Origin of the sequence: Moraxella lacunata (genome assembly GCF_900453205.1) — a bacterium.
GTDB lineage: Bacteria > Pseudomonadota > Gammaproteobacteria > Pseudomonadales > Moraxellaceae > Moraxella > Moraxella lacunata_B.
The window spans coordinates 429097-448414 of sequence record NZ_UGQU01000002.1 but is presented as its reverse complement, the minus strand read 5'-3'; the positions used below and the strand labels follow the sequence as shown (position 1 = coordinate 448414).

Here is a 19318-nt window from a genome sequence, read left to right as displayed (position 1 = left end):
AGACAAAGTTGGGGTGGGGCGATTGGATAAATGAGGGTAGATTTTGGATTTGGTAATTGGCAAATAGGCGTTTTTTAAAAATGCAAGGCATTAGCCAATTAAGATAATTTTTTTACATTATAAATGTGCAATACATTCATATTTTTCACAGGGCAAATGGCAATTTACCCCTTGTGTATCCAAAATAAGACATAATAAGCCAACCCACTTATCCTAACGCCCTCGAAACACCTCCCACAGCACCATACCTGTCGCCACGCTGACATTAAGACTCTGGGGGCGGTCGGGGTTGTCCGTCATGGGGATATAGACAAGCGTATCGCACAGCTCACCTGTCAGCCGTCTCATGCCATCCCCCTCTGACCCCATGACAATGGCGACTTTTCCGCCAAAATCACACGCCTGCAAGGGCTTAGCACTCTCATCAAGAGCCGTGCCAAACACAAACACCCCTGCCGATTTTAACTTCTCCAAACACCGTGCCAGATTAGTTACCGCCACCACAGGCACGGCATCGCTTCCGCCCACCGAGACTTTGGCGACCGTTGGGGTTAGCCCCACGCTTTGATGACGGGGGACGATGACCGCCGTTACGCCCATGGCACTGGCGGTACGCAGACACGCCCCAAAATTGTGCGGGTCGGTAATCTGGTCTAACACCAAAAACACCGCATTATCCTGCCCTGCTAGACTATCAAGCTTACTGTCGTCCAGCATGGGGCGAGGGCGTGCCGACAGCACCACGCCTTGATGTTGGGGACTGCCACACAGTTCGGTCAATGTGTCTTTTTGGGCGGTTTGTACCGACACACCAAGCGATGTGGCAAGGGCGATGATGTCAGCGTGGTCGGCATTTTGGTGGTTGTCATAACTTTGCACAAACAGGGCTTTGGCATCCATTGGGCGGGTGTTTAAAATTGCTTTAATGGCGTGAATGCCATAAAAATGCGGTATGGCGGGTTTTTTGGGTTTTTGGGTGGGTTTTTTGTTTTTTTGAAGGTCTTTTTTGGGGTCTTTTTTAAAGGGTTTTTGGGTGGTCATGGGGGCTTTCCAAATGGGGTTATTTTAAATCATCACACGAAACGGATAACCGTGAATGCGATAAATGCGAAAATCGCTGTCAATGGTGGCAATGTGGCTTAACGTCTCACGCTGTGCCAAATGCACAAGGCAAGCGTCTGCAAAATCCATTGGCACGTTGCTGTATTGGCTCATCAAATCCGCCAATGCTGGCATGTCTTTATGGCTAAATTCAGCAATCTCAATGCGTGCCAAATGCAACCAATTTAAAAACCCTTTACGGTTCATTGGGTTTTTTAACAAAAATAAAGTCTCAGTAACGCACGCCAAACTTGTGATTAACGGCTTTTTATTGTCTTTGATAAATTGAACAGACTTTTTATGATACTTGTCTTTATTATCAAACAACGCCACAAAAACGCCCGTATCAATCAATATTTTTGCCATATTTTTCCAATACCCTTTGTGCAACCAACGTTTTGACATTTTGGCTTAACGTGCCGTCTTCACTTTCGGAAAATTGCCCAAACAGCTCTTTACCATGCTCCCATGCCAAATTTTCATGGGGCTGTTGGTTGGATTTGTCGGCTTTTGGCAATAGGTTTTGGACGTATTGGCTTACGCTTAAATCTTGGGCGTGAGCGTGGGCGATGAGCGTTTGTTCTACGCTGGGCGGTAGGTCTAAAATCAGCATGGCATATCCTAATTGCATTTTGCCCCATTATAACAAAATTTTTGCCCAAACCGACATTATCCCTTGAAATTTTGCCCCATAACCTTTATCAATAAGGGGAATTTTATCCCCTTTGGAGAACACCATGAGCGAACAAGAGCCAATCCTAAACGAAAACGAGCAAGCCCAAGAGCTAAACCAAGAGCCTAGCGAAACAGACGAGCTTGCCAAACTGATCGCCACCATTGAAACGCTTGAAGCCGAAGTCAAGGAGGCAAAAGAGGCTGCCGCCCGTGCCAATGCCGAGAGCTACAACGCCCAACGCCGTATGGAGCAAGAAACCGAAAAGGCAAAAAAATTCGCCCTACAAAAGTTCGCCAAAGAACTGCTTGACGTGGTGGATAACTTGGAGCGTGCCACCCAAGCTAGCGAGCAAGCAGGGGCGGACGAAGCAACCCTTGAAGGGCTACGCCTAACCCACAAATCGCTACTGACCGTCCTAGAACGCAATGGCGTGGTTGCCGTGGGCGAGGTAGGCGAGGCATTCAACCCCGACCTACACGAAGCGGTGGGCATTTTCCCTGATGCCGAAAAAGACGTGATTGGTCAAGTGTTGCAAAAAGGCTATACGCTAAATGAACGCTCCATTCGTCCTGCGATGGTATTGGTGGGAGCTTAATCCCGTCCTTGAACGTTTGATTTATGCTTAAAACTTGGGTGAATTACAACTTACTCAAGTTGGATAAGCATAAAAACACATGGGCGAAATTTTTATGATAGCCTATGGATTTTGTTTTAAATTTCAATGGCTTAAAACAAAATTTTTACAAAAAATTTTTTAAAAATTTGTCAAATTTCCTCTTGAAAATCCAAATTTGACACAAATATAACACAGCAAGTTTGGCAAAACTGTTTTGCAAATTTGCCAAAAATTCACTTAACAAATCGGAGAAAAATTATGGGTAAAGTTATCGGTATTGACTTAGGTACAACCAACTCTTGTGTGGCGGTACTAGAAAATGGCAACGTCAAAGTCATTGAAAACGCAGAGGGTGCCAGAACCACGCCTTCTATCGTGGCATTCAAAGACGGTGAGACCCTTGTCGGTCAATCTGCCAAACGCCAAGCAGTTACCAACCCACAAAACACCCTATTTGCCGTAAAACGTCTTATCGGTCGCCGTTATGACGAGCAAGCGGTTCAAAAAGACATCGGTCTTGTGCCTTACAAAATCGTCAAAGCTGACAATGGCGATGCGTGGGTAGAAGTGAACGGTAAAAAACAAGCACCGCCACAAATCTCTGCCGAAGTTTTGAAAAAAATGAAAAAAACCGCCGAAGATTATCTTGGCGAAACCGTAACCGAAGCGGTCGTTACCGTGCCTGCTTACTTTAACGACGCTCAGCGTCAAGCCACAAAAGACGCAGGACGTATCGCAGGGCTTGATGTGAAGCGTATCATCAACGAGCCAACCGCCGCCGCCCTTGCCTTTGGTCTTGACAAAAAAGAAGGCGACCGCACCATTGCTGTCTATGACTTGGGTGGTGGTACGTTTGACGTGTCTATCATTGAGATTGCGGACGTGGACGGCGAACAGCAGTTTGAAGTGCTATCTACCAACGGCGATACGTTCCTAGGCGGTGAAGACTTTGATATTGCTTTGATTGACTACCTTGTGGACGAGTTCAAAAAAGAGCAAAACGTCAATCTAAAAGGCGACCCGCTTGCCATGCAACGCCTAAAAGAAGCTGCCGAAAAAGCCAAAATTGAACTGTCAAGCTCAACGTCTACCGAAGTGAACTTGCCATACATCACCGCAGATGCTACAGGCCCAAAACACTTGGTGGTAACAATCAGCCGTGCCAAACTAGAAGCCTTGACCGAAGAGCTGGTGGCTCGCACGATTGCCCCATGTAAAATCGCCCTAGAAGACGCAGGTCTGTCGGCTTCTGACATTGATGACGTGATTTTGGTGGGTGGTCAAAGCCGTATGCCACTGGTTCAGCAAAAAGTGCAAGAATTTTTTGGTAAAGAGCCAAGAAAAGACGTGAACCCTGATGAAGCGGTGGCAATCGGTGCCGCTATCCAAGGTGCGGTACTCTCTGGTGACAAAAAAGACGTGTTGCTACTTGACGTAACTCCATTGACCCTAGGCATTGAGACAATGGGTGGCGTGATGACGGCGATTATTGAGAAAAACACGATGATTCCTACCAAAAAATCACAAGTGTTCTCAACCGCTGCCGACAACCAACCTGCCGTAAGCATTCAGGTGTATCAAGGCGAGCGTAAGATTGCCAATCAAAACAAACTGTTGGGCAACTTTGACCTCACCGACATTCCGCCTGCACCCCGTGGCGTGCCACAGATTGAAGTTACCTTTGACATCAACGCTGATGGCATTATGAACATCTCTGCTAAGGACAAAGGCACAGGCAAATCACAATCTATCCAAATCAAAGCCGACAGCGGTTTGACGGATGAAGAGATTGAACAAATGGTGCGTGATGCCGAAGCCAATGCCGAAGCGGATAAGAAGTTTGCCGAGCTTGCGGGCGTGCGTAACGAAGCGGACGGACGTATCGCAGGGGTACAAAAAGCCCTAAAAGAAAATGGCGATAAAGCGACCGATGAAGAAAAACAAGCGGTAGAAACGGCAATCAGCGAGCTAGAACTTGCAACCAAAGAAGATGACGTGGATGCAATCAAAGCCAAGCTAGAAGCCCTTGATAATGCGTTCTTGCCAATCGGTACCAAGATTTATAGCCAAGAGCAAGGTGCAGGTGCGGACGCAGGTCAAGCCGAGCCCGCCAAACCTGCCGATGACGGCGTGGTAGATGCTGAGTTTACCGAAGTGAAAGATGATAAATAATCTTTGATTGGTAAATACTGGAAAACAAAAGAACACCGCTCAATTTGATTGGGCGGTGTTCTTTATGGAAAATTTGTGAAAAAATCCCAACCCTTAGCCAAACACTTTATTTTTAAGTTAAAATACCCAAAAATATAATCAGAAGGATAACCATGAACCACAAACAACTTGTCAAAGCCACCAACATCATCGCCATATTGGGGATTTTGGGGCTGATTTATTGGGTGTTTGGCTTTATTTTAATCCAAGTCTTTGGTTTAAAGGTATTTGAAAAAAATCTCACCGAGATGTTTGGGTTTAGTATTTTGGGGATTTTGGCGGTGTTGGCAGGAGCATTGATTTTAAATATCATGCTTAATTTAACCCGCATTGCCGAGCAAAAAGAAAACCCAAACACCGCCCCCACCCCTGCCACCAAATCGCATATGGGCAAATTTCTTGTGCTTGGCATGGCGATGTTTGGTGTGATAGCCAGTGGGCTGTTTTGGGGCGATTATGTTACCACTCAAAGAAAATTTACCCTAATGCAAACATCTACCAATCAAGTCGTGGAAAAATATCACGACAGTTTGGACTTTTTGGGCGATTTTCGCTTTGAAAAAACATGGATAGATACCGCCATTTGGCACACCGAGCTATTAAGAGCCACCGACAACAATGTTAATCAGGTTACCATCATTGTGCCTGATAAAATCGATGATGAAGCGGTGTATTTGGGATTTGATGAATACAAACAAAGCCATGCAGGACTGCCAAGCGATGATGATTTGACAAAAGGTAATGCTGTCGTCTTTGAGATAGCCGAAGCGATAGGTTCGGTGGCAGACGACACCACCCCAACCAAGAAATATCATCTTAAAAAGACAGATTTTATTTTTAGAACCGACACCGCTCAACGCCAAGCATTAGACCAAATGTTTGCAGGGCAAGCCAAGCCCCACCACAGCTCGTATGACGGGCGTTATGAGATGTTTTATCCTTATCAAGTGGACGGCAAAACCGTGGCGGTACTGTATCTGACTGACTATCTACACTACGGTAAAATCAACAGTGGGAGTTATTGATATGCACATTCTCATCATCGAAGACGACCCTGCCATTGCCACGACCTTACGTTTTGCCTTAGAGTGTGAAGGCTATACCGTGTCATGGGCGGACACAGTTGCCAAAGTCGCCCCCTGCCTTGATACGCCACGCCTTGACGCTGTTGTGCTGGACGTGGGATTGCCTGACGGAGACGGTTTTGGCGTGTGCCAAATGATACGCCAAGGCGACAGGCACGCCCACGCCCCCATACTGTTTTTGACGGCACGCACAGACGAGATAGACCGCATTTTGGGTTTGGAGCTGGGGGCGGATGATTATATTGCCAAGCCATTTAGCCCCCGAGAGCTGATAGCACGGCTAAAAGCGATATGGCGTAGAGAAAATATCTTTACCCAAAAATCGGATAAAGCCGATAAATCAGACCCTGCCCACACCGACTTTACCAAAACCACAGGCAGACACATTTGGCATTATCAAGCCTGTGATTATTCACTTTTTCTAAATAATCACGCCTTGACCTTATCAAAAACCGAGCTTGGTATCATGCTTACCTTACTTGCCAATCCCACGCACATTCTAAGCCGTGAGCAGATTTTGGCAAGTATCTCCGACCACCCCGAACACCGCCTATCACGCACCATTGACAGTCATATCAAGACTTTACGGCAAAAATTGGCAGAAGTGTGCGATGATGAGATTATCATCACGCATCGGGGGCTTGGGTATGGGCTTTGTGAATGATTTTAAAAAGGATAAATAATGACAATCAACCCATTTGACCTAATTGAGTGTAGTAAAAATATGCCACTTAGGCAAAATAATGCTGATTTGGATTTGAGTGTTTATACTTGGCAGGTAAGTTTTGTTTGGCTGGTTTCTGGTTTAATAAATACAGATAATGATTTACAAAAAATTGTTTGCACTTTAAATAGCGTGGATTATGATAATGAAATAGGCTTTGGAAATTGGCAAGAATGGATTGTCAATACAGAATTTAAAGAAATTTCAATGGCACAAATAAATGATAACATCACGCAAATGATAGATGAAATCAATGAAAAAATAAAAGAAAATTCCGCTAATTCTTTTATCTATCATACAATGCTTTTTGTATTGAATAAAATCAGACAGAGCAATAACAAGCAAGCCTTTTGTTTAATACCCCTAAAAACTAAGCCAAACTGCCCAAATAGATTAACAGGGCACTATTATCATTATATTATTCTTGATAATGACGACTGTTATTATTTGGCACACAACCAAGAATCTTAACTAAAATGCCTACCCTTCACACCCTACTTGACCGCATTTTTAAAAAACGCCTAAGTTTTAGCATTTTTGTGCGAATTTGGCTCACCTTTGCCTTGATTACCCTGTTGTCATCGTCCCTTGCCCTATATTATGTCCAAAAAACGGTGCGACCGTCCGCCAAACGGGTGGTAGAAGACAGCCTTGTGGATACATCGGTGCTACTGTCGCACATCGTGGCAGATGACGTGGCAGATTTATCAAAAGATGAATTAAATCAAACGCTTAACGCCAAATTATCCCACGCCTTTACCAACCCTGATGAACCGCTTTGGTATCATCAAAAATCCAAAAGCACCTACCACATCTATGTCACAGACGGCACAGGCACGGTCATCTATGACAGTCGTGGGGCGAGCGTGGGGGCGGATTTTAGCCGTTGGAATGACGTGTATCTGACCTTGCGTGGCAAATACGGGGCAAGAAGCACTGACATCGGCGGGCATTCGGTCATGTATGTGGCAAGCCCGATTGTATCAGACGGGCGGATAATTGGCGTAGTGTCCGTTGGCAAACCCACCCAAACGCTTATCCCTTATATCAACAAAAGCACCGATGAAATTATTAAGATTATCTTATCAATTATGGCAATCACGCTTGCTACCGCCACGCTCATGGCATGGTGGTTAAGACGCAGCATAGACAGCGTAAACCGCTACACCAAAGGGCTTGCCAGTACCGCACCACCCCATTTTTATCTTGGGCGAGAGCTGAACGAACTCATGGCAAGCATTCACGCCATGAAAGACACCATAGAAAACAAAGCGTACGTGAGCGAGTACGTCCACACGCTCACGCATGAGCTAAAATCCCCCCTGACCGCCATTCGTGCCAGTAGCGAGATTTTGACAGACGAGCTGAGCCCTGCCGAGCGTGAGCAGTTTACCGGCATTATCCTATCGCAAACGGACAAATTAACCGCCTTGGTGGACAAACTTTTGACCCTTGCCAAGATTGAACAGCCCACCTTCAAACTTACCATGAGCGATGTTGATTTGGACGCACTCATTCAAACCTGCCTAAATCAGCAGTCGGCAACCCTAAAACAGCTTGGCAGAACCGTGCAATTTACCAAAAGCGGTATTCATATCCGTGCCGATGAATTTTGGCTGACCCAAGCGGTGCAAAACGTCATTGACAACGCCATTTATTATGGCAAAAGTGCGATAACCATTGAGACCAGTCAAACCGAGACGAACACGTTTATCCATATCAAAAACGACAGCGATAAGCTAGACGATTTTATCATCAAGCGAGCCTTTGAGCGGTATTTTAGCATGGGCAATACCCACCGCCAAAAAAGCACGGGGCTTGGGCTAACCCTTGTCAAGCAAGTGATAGAGCTTCATGGCGGGGTGGTGAGTTTTGGGCAGGATAGGGATAATTGCGTGATTATGGTGATGAGTGTGCCACGCTGATTTCACACATTTTCCATAAAACCGCCCCATTTTTCCATAATTTTTACACACACGATTTTTATAATGACTTCATGTTTTTAGGAGTTCATTATGCAAAAAATCGGTACAAAATTATCACTCATCGGGGCGGTGTGCCTTGTGTTTTTTGTCGGACTGATGTTCGTGAGCGGACTTGTGAGCGAGCGACAGTCTTATCACGATGAGGTCATCAGCGAGATTAAGTCATCCCATGTGTCATCGCAAATTCTAGCCACGCCCTTTTTGGTCGCAGGACATGGCGATGAGACGCACTACATTTTCCCCACCAAAAGCGACATTAAGGCGACAAGTGATGTGCGAGATGACGAGTACAAACGGGGCATTTATCGGGCGATAAGCTATGGCACAAAAGTAGTCGTACAGCAGAGTTTTAACGCCCATGCCACCGCCCACAGCTTACACACTGAACAGCCTGCCGAGCCTGCCCAAACGGTATCTCCCGATACCCAAACGCAAAACGAACAGGCTCAAAATCAGCAAACCCAAAACGAGCAAGCCCAGCCCACCCCAAGCGAGCAAGTTGCTACCGCTCAAACTGTCCAATCTAGCCAAACCACCCAAGCGACACCCACGCCTGCCACACCTACCGAATCCGTCCACATTCCCAAACCACTAAGACTTATCATTGCCCTAAGCGATTTGCGGGGTGTCATGCCAACGGATGTAACCGTCAATGGCAAAAGCTATCCTGCTAGCTTTGGCACGGACAACACCTTACCGCATTTGGAAGTGGCTTTGCCCATGACCTTGGATGAATTTATGAAAGATGATTTTACGGGCAGTGGGGAGCTAAATGTACAGTTTGAGCTTGACGTGTCTGGCATTGGCAGTTTTGGCGTGTTACCGCTTGGCGAGATGAACACCGTTGCCCTAAACAGCAACTGGCAAAACCCCAAATTCCACGGGCAAGCTCTACCCACGCACAAATCGCTCACCGACAACGGCTTTGGGGCGACATGGCAAGCCCATGTGCTAGGCGTGCAAAATCAAAAACTTATCATGGAGCTATCACGGGGTATCATGGGCGATTTTGACCAACACACGCACCACGCTCTCATGACCGATTTTATCCACACCAACGACACCTACACCAAGACTGACCGCAGTATTAAATATGCCTTGCTTATCATCATGGTGTCGTTTGGGACATTCTTTTTGTTTGAAGTTATTAAAGGCTTACGTATTCACCCCATTCAGTATCTGCTTGTGGCAAGTGCGTTGCTTGTGTTTTATTTGCTTCTGCTGTCGCTTGCCGAACACATTGCCTTTTTGTATGCCTATATCATTGCAAGCCTTGCCTGCGTGGGGCTTATCGGTTGGTATGCCTGTTATATGCTCGGCTCGTTTGGGCGTGGCATGGGTTTTGGGGCGGTGCTGGGGACGCTGTATGCGTGCTTTTATGCGATACTCTCGGCAAGTGGCATGAACCTGCTTATGGGGTCGGTGTTCTCGTTTGTGTGTATCGCTGTGGTGATGATTGCTACTCGTCATGTGGATTGGTATGGCATGACAGGGCAAGATGATGACAATAAAAGCGATGAAAGCGACAACACACCGCCCACGCAACCGCCAGTTACCACAACCAACCAAATCAACCCAACCAATCAGGAGACCGCCCATGACTAATATCACTAATGTAAGCACCCTTATCGGCAAATCCAAATCGGTAATCTTAGATGAATTTGAACAAGATAACTGCGTGGAGTTTTTGCATTGGCTGTATGTGCCAAAATTAAAACTGTTGATGAGTTTTCATCGGCAGGTGTGTGCAGGAGTTGAAGTAGTGTAGAGTAAATAAAAGGCATTGTGAAATAACAATGCCTTTTAAGTTTTTAAAGTTTGGACGTGTGATGGGGGGCGAATTATATTCGCCCTGATTTAAAAATTTAATAAAGGGTAAATATTTACTGGTCAGCCATTACAAAAAACGGACTGATTTTTTTGGTAAAATTCTTTATAATAAATCTCTTTCCAAACTAAAAATAAACCCTTATAAATACTAGGGTTGAAATTTTTAAAAATCCACAAAAATCTGGGTTTGGAAAGAAGTCTAATAAAAAAATTATTTTATTGAAAATATGCCAAACCCTTTAACAAACAATTACAGAACAGGACAGTATTTATGCCAATTCTTAGCTTATTTGGGTTGATTTTTGAATGGCATGATGAAAAGTACGAACTTGTTCATAAAAATCGTGGCATTACATTAGATGAAGTGGCGAGCGTATTTTTTGATGACAACGCCCTTGAAAAAGATGATTTTGGCGATTATGATGAACAAAGAACCCTAACAATCGGTATGAGCAATCAAGCACGATTATTGGTCGTGGTTTGGACGCAAAGGGGCGAGACTTATCGCATTATTACCGCCTTTTTTCCAAGTAAAAATCAAGAAAAGGAGTATGCCAATGCAAAATATTGACCCAGATTATGAACGCTATAAAGATTTTGATTTTAGTGGGGCGACACCCACCAAAAACCCACAAATCTTACAGGCAAGGGCAAGAAAAAAAGCCCATGATGATTTGAGCAGTTTTTTTGACAGCGATGTCCAAGAAGTCATCAAACAGCACAACACCCCCAAAGACAGGGAGCGATTAAACACGATGATTAGGGTTTTGTTTGCCACTTAAAACGCATGGCATGAACGGTTTTTTGGCATAAGCATTACAAAAAACGGACTGATTTTTTTGGTAAAATTCTTTATAATACAACTTTCATCTCTACCAATTAGGAGAACGCCATGAATGATTTGCTCGCCCAATTTATCCCCATGTTTGTTGTAACGTTTGGGGTGTTTGTGCTGTTTTTTTGTTTATGGGGATTGGTTATTTGGTCAAGAAAAAACCCCTAAAAGGCTCATGCGGGGGCGTGGCGACACTGATGGGCGATGAGTTTTGCCAGTTTTGTGGTAATGACCCCAACAAATGCGAGTCCCTAACCGAAGACGACAAAAAAGCCATGCTTGCCAATAAAGCGACATTGGATAAGATTGCCAAAGAGATTTGATATTGGCGGTTTTAAAATCCGTTTGAATGTAAAATTTGAATTTAAAAAGGGGTGATTTATTCGCCCAAATGTAAAATTCTTAAAAGGGAAAATTGCAATTTACCCCTACAATAACCAACACAAACAATCAACATAGACACAAGGGCGATTCACGCCCTTTTTCTTTTATTTATCCTAAATTTTCCCTTTTCAAGCCTTATCCTTTTTTGTTAAAATCCTATCTTTACCCACACCAAACCGCCATGCCAAACACCCCACACCCCCACAAATCCGCCCTACCCCTTGCCCTACTTATCATCACGCTTGTGCTGTTGGCGATAAATATGCGTTCGCCCATTGTCATGCTAGGCTCGGTCGCTCCCACGCTCACGGACGCACTGGGCTTATCGGTGTCCGCCATTGGGCTGTTGGGGTCGCTTCCCATGCCAATGTTTGCCTTTGGGGCTCTGGTTGCTCCCATGCTCGCCAAGCGTTTTGGGCTAGAAGTTATGATGATGATAAGCGGTGCGGTGCTGGCGGTCGGTGTGCTATCTCGGGTGTGGCTTGGGGTGGGTGGGCTGTTTGTCGGTACGGTTGTTTTGTCGCTTGCCATTGGGCTATTAAACGCCCTAACCGCCCCTTTCATCAAAAAATACGCCCCCAATCACATCGCTCTTGCCACAGGCGTATTTAGCCTATCCATGTCGGTGTGTGCAGGGCTGTGTGCTTATCTGGTCGTACCACTCATGGGCGTGGTGTCGTGGCAGGTGGCGTTGTCGTGGTGGGGGGTATTTGCGGTGATGACGTTTTTTATGTTATTATTTATCAATAAGTTATATCATGCCGACACCGCCCAAACCACAAGCACGCCCAGCCATTTTAACGCATGGAAAAGCAAGGATGCTTGGTATTTGGGCGTGTATATGGGGATACAGTCGTTACTGTTTTATACAGTGGCAAGCTTTTTGCCGTCCATTGGCATGGGCTATGGGCTAAGTTTGGCAGACGCAAGCTCTCTTGCCCTTGCTTTTCAGCTGTCCGCTCCTGTGGCGATATTTTTATTAACCTTTTTAATCAAAAGAAATTTTCCCATAAAAATCATTGCCTTAGTGGCAAGCCTTGCTAACGTGGTGGGGTCGGGTGGATTGATTTGGTTCCCTGATTGTCTCATGGTTTGGTCGGCACTCATGGGCTTTGGTGGGGCGTGTATTTTTACGTTGTCGCTCATGCTGTTTTCTATTCGTACAACACGGCTTGACACCGCTCGGGATTTGTCGGGCATGGTGCAGGCGGTGGGCTATGGCGTGGCGTTTTTTGGCCCGTTGGTGTTGGGTAAATTGTACGAAAAAACAGGCACTTGGGAAGTGTCGCTGTATGTGCTATTTATTCTAATGTGTGTCAATGTCGGCTTTGGCTGGCTGGCTGGGCGTGGGGATAGGGTGGATTGAGTGATATGATTGCCTTATGGGATTTGCACGCTGTCGTACCTGCGTTGGTGATTGGTTTGGTGGCGTTTTTGGTGGGGAATAAGGTGGGGGAAAATCATATGGTTTAACCAACTTAAAAAGGGCGAGATTTCGCCCTTTTTAAGTTTTAACAAACAGTACCAAATAAATCAGATTGCTCTAAACCGTCATTCTCATCAAAATTAACCAACTCAATCGGTAGTTCAAGCATATCAATAATTCTTGCTATTTCAATATCAGCACTGAATAGTTTTTTGACACCATTTGCAATGGTAATGCCTAAAATTTGAATATCTACCTTAATAATCTGTTTATCTTTTGATTTATTTTTGAAAAAGTCTGTTTTTAATAATTCTCGCATGATATTAGCACTGACGATTGCTGACTTTTTGTCAAAATCGAATTCTTGAATAAAAGAGTGATTGGTCGTTAAAAACAGTTCTCGCTCCATATTATTATCCCGCACCATAAATTCTGCCAATACGGGTGTTGGCAAACCAATTTTATGATTTTGTCTCTCCAATTGTTGCAATAATAAGCGATATTTTTGTTTATCAGCAACCAAAGCAATCAAAAAATTGTTATCCGCCATTATCATGATGAATGACGCTCCATTAGCCAAGTTTGCTCAGGATTATCCAATGCTCGCCAACCGCTTTCACCGCACGCATGAAAGTCGTCCGCCCATTTTGTCAATTCATTTTTATTAGGCAAAACAACAAAGCTTTGAGCGGTAAATTCAGACAATTTCATTTGCCAACCTGTCAATTGATATTTGGCAATACCTGTAAATTCAATCAAACTATCCGCCAGCCAAAGCCCTTCCAAATACCCTGCCAATTCATGAGACAATATTTTATTTACTTTAACAGCAACTTGATTACCATTAGCAAGCAAAATGGTAAAATGGTCAGTATCATCTTTACCATGTGCAGGTTTTTGCAGTTTGCCAATTAGCGTTTCTGTTTGTTTTATGGTTTTTGTGTATTCTTGATAATCCAAGGTTTCAATTAATTGATTTTCACTTTTATTATTTGGCTTTGCCCACAGTTCAGCTTGAATATCAGGATAATATTTGGCGTATTTACGAATGGTTTTTGTCAAAGATTTGTAGGCAGATTTTACCATGCCGTTTTGAAAATTTTGCAAAATTTGGGGGTAAAGCTCTTGATTGGCTCGCACAGAAACCACCGCAGAGCCTTGACGAATGCTATCAAATTTTAGACTATCTTCATTAAGCAGACGAGAAAAATCAGACAATAAAGTCCCCACATCATTTGGATGAATATTATCCAAATCAATGCCAGTCAGTCTGAGTGTGAATGTGGCGTAATTGCTATCAGTCATCATAACGCCCCCGTCTAAGTCCAATTAAAGAAAATTATCTAAATATTCTATTATAACACCTTTTGTTTTGATAGTGCAATCTATCAAATCCCAATCACACCACATCCACCACAATCGGCTTGCCATTATGCATCAGCACCGTTACGTCCACGTTATACAGCACTTTCATATTTTCAGCCGTTAGCACGTCTTTTGGTGTACCCACCGACACCACTTCGCCCCCTTTCATCATCACGACCGTATCGGCAAATTGGGACGCTTGGTTGATGTCGTGTAGCACGATAACCACCGTTTTGCCACGACTTGCCAGCACCTTCATCTGTCGCATGAGTCGCCCTGCGTGGTACATATCAAGGTTATTGAGCGGTTCATCAAGCAAGATATACGGGGTATCTTGGCACACCACCATGGCAATCAGCACACGCTGACGCTGACCGCCCGACAAGTCGGACAAAAACCGCTCGGCAAGCGACTCAAGCTCAAAAGTCGCTATCATCTCCTCCACCTTATCCTTATCCGCCTGTGTGGGTCTGCCCTGATGATAAGGATAACGCCCAAACATGAGTAGCTCACGCACACGCAGTCGCCCTTGAATGTGGTTTTCTTGGGCGAGCATGGCGACCACTTTTGCCATATCACCATCTGTGGCGGTGCTGATGTCATGCCCATCAAAGCTGATACAGGCGGATTTGTCCTGCAAAGGATTCATGCGAGCCATCAGGCTAAACAGCGTACTTTTGCCCGCCCCATTCGCTCCGATGAGTGCGATGATTTGCCCTGTGGGTAGCTCAAAATTTACGTTTTTTAAAATGGGTAAATCGCCGATGTTGTGGCTGACGTTTTTTACTTTTATCATAAATACCCCAATTATTCCAACAAATACAAAGGCAAGCCAAGCCCAAATAAATCAAAAAATGAATGTGCCAAAGTAAATGGCAACAATTCATCACTTTTATAGCGTAATAACAAAAACACAATCCCCAAAGTGGTAATGGTTAATGCTCCTGCCAATCCTTGATAGGTATGAAAGGCAAATCGCACAAACAAAGTAAACACAATGGCAAGGGGCAAATGTTTTTTGTGGTCAATGCCGCCAATCCAATAAAAAATACTTCTTCATAAAAGCCATTTAGCAGAGCAAATAAAATAAAGGAAACAGACCACATACTAAAATGCTCGCTTGTCCCATACTGTGCTTCAGCAGGTGGATACAGCTGTGGCAAGGCCATGTATTGCAAGGCTTCATAAGCACTTGCCACCGTTCCTGCAATGAGAATGTACAGCACCATTTTTGGCAATGTCCAGCGATTGACACTAAAATTTAATTGTTTAAAATCAAATTTACGATAGGTCAAATACCCAAACGCCACCAATAATGCCACAATTTCACTCAAAATCCCCGACCAATTACTTGAACTGTTGAATTCCAAAGTCTCGGGAGCAACCTGCTCATGACTTATCAATTCAAAAAACTGCATATTGGAACTATAAATGGCAAAACCAAAAAAGATAATCGCCAAAATAACCACATCAAATAAGTGTAATGATTTTAATTTATTTTTCATTCAACAACCTAAATTTATAGATTAAATTTTATGTATTAAGAATTATTGCATTGTGCGTTGTTTGCCATATTGTGTAAAAATCAGTAGCAAAAACGCCATCCCGCCAAACAGCTCAATTACCACTTCAAGCACGCCTGCCATTTTAAAGACATGCTCAAACACCGCCTGTCCCACGATGAGCGTGCTACTGGCGATGAGCGTTACCAAAATCAGCCTCTCGCCATGAGCCATTTTGGTGCAAAACCGATTGGTCAAAGCACACACAAGTAGCCCAAAAAACGTAATCGGACCCACAAGGGCGGTTGCCATAGATACCAGTAGCGAGATTGTCATCAAAATGCCAAGAGACAACTTATGATACGGCACGCCAAGCGAAATGGCACAATTTCTACCAAGTAGCAATACGTCCAACGCAAACCGTTGTCGCCACACATAAATAAAAGTCGCCACCGACAGCACCACGCTTGTGATGAGTAGATTGACATTGACGGCGGTAAAACTGGCGTAGCTATTGGCTTGCACGGTTACAAATTCATCAGGATTTATCATGCGAGCGACCATGTAGGATAGGCTACGAAACAACGTCCCAAAAATCACGCCCACCAAGATAAGCCGTGTCAAATCCTGATTGTGCTTGGTAAACAAAAAGCGAAACAGAATCACCGACATAATCATCATCATCGCCACTTCAAAGGCAAATTTACCAACCACAGGCAAGGTGACATAACTTAGCATACCCAAAAAGAACAGCATAAGGCTCTGTATCAAGACGTACAAGGCATCAAAACCCAAGAGACTTGGCGTTAAAATGGGGTTATGCGTGAGCGTTTGAAACAGTAGCGTGGACACCCCCACCGCATAGCCCACCACCAAAAAAGCGATGAGCTTGCGAGTACGCAGGGGCAAGGCAAAATCCCAACTCACTACATTTAGGGTCAAATACAGCCCACAACCAATCACAAGCACGATAAACGCACACAAAATAGGGTTGCCCAATAACTTTTCAAAATTCATCACACACCCCTATTTTGATTTTGACAAAAGCCACAAAAACAGTGCCGACCCCAGCACACCAAAGACGACATAGACAGGGATTTCAAAGGGATAGCGTATCACACGCCCGATAATATCGCACAAAAGGACACAAGACGCACCAAGCAACGCCACCGCAGGGAGTGACACTCGTAGGCGATCTCCGACCAGACGGCTCACGATATTTGGCACGACAAGCCCCACAAAGCTAATCGCCCCCACCGTTACCACCACCACCGCACTTATCATCGCCACCATGCCAATGGCAAGCCACATGACAGCGTCTTTATTGACCCCTAGATTTTTGGCGATACCGTCCCCAAGCCCAATAATCGTCAAGCGGTCTGCCATGATATAGGCAATGGCGGACAAAATCCCAACAAGCCACAAGGTCTCATACCGCCCTGCCAGCACGCTAGAAAAATCGCCAAACCGCCACACCGACAGCATTTGCACCGTCTCGGTCTGATACGCCAAAAACAGCGTAAACGAATCAATAATCCCCCCAAACACAATCCCCACAAGCGGAATGATGAGAAAGTCCGTGGGCGGTAAGCGTTTGATAATCTGCATAAAAATCATCATACCGCCAAACGCCATGACTGTTGCCACGCTCATTTTACCCAAAAGGGGCAAGGTTGGCATATAAAGGCTTGTGAGCAAAATCCCAAGCACCGCCGACTGTGTCGCCCCAACCATAGACGGCTCAACAAAGCGGTTTTTTAGCACGACCTGCATCATCATGCCTGCTATCGCCATGCTCGCCCCTGTCAAAATCAACGCCAGCGTACGGGGCAGACGGCTCACCAAAAATAACTGTGAGCTGTTGTCGGTGTCGTCAAAGAGTTTTGCCCATGAAAAATCCGCCACCCCCACCGAAATGCTGATGACAATCAAAACAAACAAAAGTAAAAACGCACCAACATTGACAAATGCTGGCGACCACCGAGATTTTGGGGCGGACTTCGGGGTAGAGAGTGTCGCTGCGGTCATAGGGTTCCCAAGTGATAATTCCTAAGGTGCATGGTGGGGCAAAGGGGTTTATAATTTAAAATGGGTTTATATGATAAATTGATATGATTAAATCAAAATATATGCCCCAATTTGCATTTTTAAAATAATGCCTTTGTAGAGGCGTGCTTTCCACGCCCTTTAGTATATTTTGAATTTAAATAACCATGTTTAAAATTTGGATGTGTAGGGGCGAATACAATGCCCAAAAAACACTTATGGTACAGGGCAAATGTAATTTACCCCTACAAATTCACTACAAACACAATCAATTAACAATGCTAATAAAAATCAGCAAAAGGGCGAATAAAATCCGCCCCTTTTTTTACACCCAACACCAATTACTGAGCTGTTTTTGCATTAAACGCATCGGTAACAATCTTAGCATCTTTTAGCCATTGATAATAGCCACCAAAGGCAAGATAAGAATCTGCACTCACATAGACGATTTGGTTATTTTTATAGGCTTTGGTGCCCCGCATGAGTGGGTTATTTAGCACTTCCTTAGCCGATACGCCTTCTTCGCCAATCGCTGACGTGCGGTCTAGGACAAACAGCCAATCAGGGTCAACTTTTTGGATATATTCAAAGCTAATGGGCTGACCATGACGCTCTTCGTTTTTGTTCACGTCAGCGTCCGCCATGGGAATGCCGAATGTGGTGTGTAGATAGCCGTAGCGTGAGTTTTTGCCATAGGCACTCATTTTGTTGCCATTGATAAGAATGGCAAGCCCGTTGCCCTTGCCTTCTACCGCTTTTTTGGTCTCGGCAATGGCGGTGTCAATGTCGGCGATGAGTTTGTCGGCTTCGGCAGTTTTGCCAAACACTTTACCAAAATCGGTAATCTGCTGTTTGCTTGACTCATAGACGTTGTTGGTGTCAATGGTTAGGTTATACGTTGGGGCGATTTTGCCAAGCTCTTCGCTCTTTTCTGCCATACGAGAACCCACAAAAATGGCTTGTGGTTTTAGGCTGTGCAATACTTCTAAATTTGGTTCAAATAGTGTACCAACGCTTGTGCCGTCTGGCGTGCCGTCCGCTTTTAGGTTTAGGGTAGCGATACGCTCGGCAGTCATCTCCGCTGACGGCATGCCTTGCACCGCAACGCCCAAGGCTTTTAGGTTTTGTAGGGCGGTCATGTCATAGACGGCGATGGGATGAGGATTGGCAGGGATGGTCTGCTCGCCTGTGGCGGTCTTGATGGTAACATCGCCTGTGGCAGGGGTTGCTGTGGTGTCAGCAGGTTTGGTTTGTGCTGATTCAGCCTTTTGTTCTGTTTTTTGCTCGGCAGGGGCGGTGTCTGTGGTTGCAGGTTTGTCTTGGTTGCAAGCGGTCAGACCAAACACACCAACAACGGCAAGGGCTAAAAGTTTTTTGGTAAACATAACACGTCCTATATATGACAAAACAGGAAAGATAAATGATGGTTACATATTTTAACCAAAAATCTTTGATAAATCAATGAAAATAGGAATATTTAACAAATAATTTAGATTGCCAGTTGTGATTTTGGCAAAAATAAAACCAGCCAT

Annotated in this window: 22 protein-coding genes and 1 pseudogene; 12 read left to right on the top strand and 11 right to left on the bottom strand. The window is 44.7% G+C overall.

The window, feature by feature from the left end; genetic code table 11:
• Nucleotides 1-213: 213 nt before the first annotated feature.
• Genes rlmB through DX073_RS07580 form a run of 3 tightly spaced genes read right to left on the bottom strand, consistent with a single transcriptional unit; the run spans nt 214 to nt 1714 of the window.
• Nucleotides 214-1041, bottom strand: coding sequence for a 23S rRNA (guanosine(2251)-2'-O)-methyltransferase RlmB (gene rlmB / locus DX073_RS07590; RefSeq protein ID WP_115007130.1), 828 nt, complete (start codon nt 1039-1041; stop codon nt 214-216).
• A 24-nt stretch (nt 1042-1065) separates the two neighbouring features.
• Complete coding sequence (locus DX073_RS07585) at nt 1066-1467, bottom strand: type II toxin-antitoxin system VapC family toxin (protein WP_181814394.1); 402 nt, start codon at nt 1465-1467, stop codon at nt 1066-1068.
• Complete coding sequence (locus DX073_RS07580; RefSeq protein WP_147279699.1) at nt 1448-1714, bottom strand: hypothetical protein; 267 nt, start codon at nt 1712-1714, stop codon at nt 1448-1450. The genes DX073_RS07585 and DX073_RS07580 overlap by 20 nt, the downstream gene beginning before the upstream one ends.
• Before the next feature lie 124 nt (nt 1715-1838).
• On the opposite strand from DX073_RS07580, the gene grpE reads away from it, so the two are divergent.
• The 12 genes and pseudogenes from grpE (at nt 1839) to DX073_RS07525 (ending at nt 12813) form a co-directional block, all read left to right on the top strand.
• Nucleotides 1839-2372: a nucleotide exchange factor GrpE gene (grpE, locus tag DX073_RS07575; protein WP_115007123.1), complete on the top strand. Its 534-nt coding sequence runs from the start codon at nt 1839-1841 to the stop codon at nt 2370-2372.
• Between the two features lie 279 nt (nt 2373-2651).
• Entirely contained in the window at nt 2652-4565 is a 1914-nt protein-coding gene (gene dnaK / locus DX073_RS07570; protein ID WP_115007121.1) for a molecular chaperone DnaK, read from the top strand.
• 152 nt (nt 4566-4717) lie between these two features.
• A complete protein-coding gene (locus DX073_RS07565; RefSeq protein WP_115007119.1) occupies nt 4718-5629 on the top strand; it encodes a hypothetical protein in 912 nt (303 codons plus the stop codon).
• Between the two features lies 1 nt (nt 5630).
• On the top strand, nt 5631-6353 hold the full coding sequence (locus tag DX073_RS07560; protein WP_115007117.1) for a response regulator: 723 nt from the start codon (nt 5631-5633) through the stop codon (nt 6351-6353).
• 18 nt (nt 6354-6371) lie between these two features.
• On the top strand, nt 6372-6884 hold the full coding sequence (locus DX073_RS07555) for a hypothetical protein (RefSeq protein ID WP_115007115.1): 513 nt from the start codon (nt 6372-6374) through the stop codon (nt 6882-6884).
• 5 nt (nt 6885-6889) lie between these two features.
• Nucleotides 6890-8338, top strand: a complete 1449-nt coding sequence (creC, locus tag DX073_RS07550) for a two-component system sensor histidine kinase CreC (protein ID WP_115007113.1) — start codon at nt 6890-6892, stop codon at nt 8336-8338.
• A gap of 90 nt (nt 8339-8428) precedes the next feature.
• Complete coding sequence (creD, locus tag DX073_RS07545) at nt 8429-10003, top strand: cell envelope integrity protein CreD (protein ID WP_115007111.1); 1575 nt, start codon at nt 8429-8431, stop codon at nt 10001-10003.
• Nucleotides 9996-10166: a hypothetical protein gene (locus DX073_RS14305; RefSeq protein WP_181814393.1), complete on the top strand. Its 171-nt coding sequence runs from the start codon at nt 9996-9998 to the stop codon at nt 10164-10166. The genes creD and DX073_RS14305 overlap by 8 nt, the downstream gene beginning before the upstream one ends.
• A 333-nt stretch (nt 10167-10499) precedes the next feature.
• Complete coding sequence (locus DX073_RS07540; RefSeq protein ID WP_115007109.1) at nt 10500-10799, top strand: BrnT family toxin; 300 nt, start codon at nt 10500-10502, stop codon at nt 10797-10799.
• Complete coding sequence (locus DX073_RS07535) at nt 10786-11010, top strand: hypothetical protein (RefSeq protein WP_115007107.1); 225 nt, start codon at nt 10786-10788, stop codon at nt 11008-11010. Before DX073_RS07540 ends, DX073_RS07535 begins: the two co-directional genes overlap by 14 nt.
• A gap of 110 nt (nt 11011-11120) precedes the next feature.
• Nucleotides 11121-11386, top strand: a pseudogene (gene nqrM, locus DX073_RS07530) ((Na+)-NQR maturation NqrM).
• Between the two features lie 242 nt (nt 11387-11628).
• Nucleotides 11629-12813 carry an MFS transporter gene (locus DX073_RS07525; RefSeq protein WP_115007550.1) on the top strand — a complete coding sequence of 395 codons (1185 nt, stop codon included), beginning with the start codon at nt 11629-11631 and terminating at the stop codon, nt 12811-12813.
• A gap of 145 nt (nt 12814-12958) precedes the next feature.
• Here the strand turns inward: DX073_RS07525 and DX073_RS07520 are convergent, their stop codons facing one another.
• The 8 genes from DX073_RS07520 to DX073_RS07490 all read right to left on the bottom strand — a co-directional run bounded on the left by DX073_RS07520 (nt 12959) and on the right by DX073_RS07490 (nt 19171).
• Complete coding sequence (locus DX073_RS07520) at nt 12959-13429, bottom strand: hypothetical protein (RefSeq protein ID WP_147279698.1); 471 nt, start codon at nt 13427-13429, stop codon at nt 12959-12961.
• Nucleotides 13426-14181 carry a hypothetical protein gene (locus DX073_RS07515; protein ID WP_115007105.1) on the bottom strand — a complete coding sequence of 252 codons (756 nt, stop codon included), beginning with the start codon at nt 14179-14181 and terminating at the stop codon, nt 13426-13428. Before DX073_RS07515 ends, DX073_RS07520 begins: the two co-directional genes overlap by 4 nt.
• A 91-nt stretch (nt 14182-14272) precedes the next feature.
• Nucleotides 14273-15034, bottom strand: coding sequence for an iron ABC transporter ATP-binding protein (locus DX073_RS07510; protein WP_115007103.1), 762 nt, complete (start codon nt 15032-15034; stop codon nt 14273-14275).
• A gap of 11 nt (nt 15035-15045) precedes the next feature.
• On the bottom strand, nt 15046-15219 hold the full coding sequence (locus DX073_RS15050; protein ID WP_181814392.1) for a CPBP family glutamic-type intramembrane protease: 174 nt from the start codon (nt 15217-15219) through the stop codon (nt 15046-15048).
• Nucleotides 15174-15743, bottom strand: a complete 570-nt coding sequence (locus tag DX073_RS14090) for a hypothetical protein (protein WP_147279697.1) — start codon at nt 15741-15743, stop codon at nt 15174-15176. The genes DX073_RS15050 and DX073_RS14090 overlap by 46 nt, the downstream gene beginning before the upstream one ends.
• Before the next feature lie 42 nt (nt 15744-15785).
• Nucleotides 15786-16757, bottom strand: a complete 972-nt coding sequence (locus DX073_RS07500; protein WP_115007099.1) for an iron chelate uptake ABC transporter family permease subunit — start codon at nt 16755-16757, stop codon at nt 15786-15788.
• A gap of 9 nt (nt 16758-16766) precedes the next feature.
• A complete protein-coding gene (locus DX073_RS07495; RefSeq protein ID WP_115007097.1) occupies nt 16767-17768 on the bottom strand; it encodes an ABC transporter permease in 1002 nt (333 codons plus the stop codon).
• Nucleotides 17769-18127: 359 nt separating this feature from the next.
• On the bottom strand, nt 18128-19171 hold the full coding sequence (locus tag DX073_RS07490) for a siderophore ABC transporter substrate-binding protein (RefSeq protein ID WP_115007095.1): 1044 nt from the start codon (nt 19169-19171) through the stop codon (nt 18128-18130).
• Between the last annotated feature and the right edge of the window lie 147 nt (nt 19172-19318).